We start from the raw sequence: 944 nt of genomic DNA, 5'->3' as shown, positions 1-944 counted from the left end.
GAACAGAATGACCCGGTCCGTGCGCTGAACAGGTGGTTCGGGTTCGACAGTTTCCGCCCACAGCCTGTGGACCCAGATGGTCGCCCTCTACAGGAACGCATTGTCGATGAGGCCATGTCCGGAACAAGCCTGCTCGGCATCTTGCCAACAGGCACTGGAAAGTCCGTGTGTTATCAGGTGCCAGCCTTGTCGCGGTTCGACAAAATAGGGGCGTTGACCGTGGTCATTTCCCCGTTGGTCGCGCTGATGGCAGATCAGGTTCAGGGTATGGAGCGCGTAGGCATTTCCTGTTCCGTGACTGTGAATGGTCAGATGTCCATGCCCGAGCGACAAGACGCTTTGGACAAGGTCCGCATGGGGGATGCGGGCATTTTGATCATCTCGCCCGAGCAATTACGCAGTACATCGATCCGGTCGGTACTGGCTCAGCGCGAAGTTGGCCTGTGGGCTATTGACGAGGCGCATTGCGTGTCGAAATGGGGTCATGATTTCAGGCCGGATTACAGATATCTGGGACGCTTCATCAAAGAGTTCTCGGGCGATCAAGCCCCTGCCCCAATCCTCTGTCTCACGGCCACCGCCAAACCAGAGGTCGTCGCCGATATCGTCGAACATTTCCAGTCTCGCGCCGGGGTCGAGCTGCTGTCCCTTGATGGTGGAGCATCGCGGAAAAACCTTACATTTGATGTCAGGCCTACGACTAAGAACAGCAAACTAACCGATGTCCTGAACGTGATCGAAGAGCTGCTTCCCGCTGAGGGCCGATCCGGCGCCGTGATCTATTGCGCGACGCGTAAAGAGACCGAGCGCGTTGCCGAGTTTCTAAAATCACAAGGTATGGACGCGGCACATTTCCACGCTGGACTTGGGTCCGATGACAAACACGACGTTCAGGAGCGGTTCCGGGTCGGAGACCTGCGGGTGATCGCAGCCACCAACGCTTT

At 57.2% G+C, this 944-nt stretch carries 1 protein-coding gene; it reads left to right on the top strand.

The window, feature by feature from the left end; translation table 11 throughout:
* Positions 1-944 (top strand): RecQ family ATP-dependent DNA helicase (locus tag ACR0EL_RS21865; protein ID WP_480502271.1); only part of this gene is annotated, 944 nt, incomplete at both ends.

The organism is Ruegeria sp. AH12, assembly GCF_056541465.1.
The sequence above is the reverse complement of the archived record's forward strand: the minus strand, read 5'-3'. Positions and strand labels throughout refer to the sequence as shown.